The following is a 411-nucleotide window of genomic DNA, read 5'->3' as shown; positions in this document are numbered from 1 at the left end:
GGAACCCTTACATTAAAACGCGGCGTAAATATGAAAATGTCTATTTTTCCGCAGTCATCCTCCACGGACATGATGCGTTTATTCAGCGGTGAAAGTTACAAGCTGACTATTCAATTTAAAAACATTGGTGAAACTGTTTCCACAGCAATGTCATACCAGTTTAAATTGCCTGACGAGCTTAAGATTACTAGTAACGATAATTCACCATCGCGGCTGACTGAAGGCGATTTACAATCATTTATGCCTGGACAAACAAGGAATGTCAATATTACTGTCGAATGCGGGTCAATATCCGAAGCATTTGAATTTAAAGATATTGTTATTGAAACTGAAGATTTTGACGGAAAAACATGGACAGATTCTGTTTCCTTAAAAATAAACAACGAAAGCGTTACTTTTAATATATGTTCT

Annotated in this window: 1 protein-coding gene; it reads left to right on the top strand. The window is 36.3% G+C overall.

Annotated features, from left to right (window positions below):
* Nucleotides 1–30: 30 nt before the first annotated feature.
* Nucleotides 31–411 (top strand): hypothetical protein (locus ACYVRA_RS09285; protein ID WP_461252415.1); only part of this gene is annotated, 381 nt, incomplete at its 3' end.

The organism is Treponema sp. R8-4-B8, from assembly GCF_054786175.1.
This window is presented reverse-complemented; position numbering and strand designations above follow the sequence as displayed.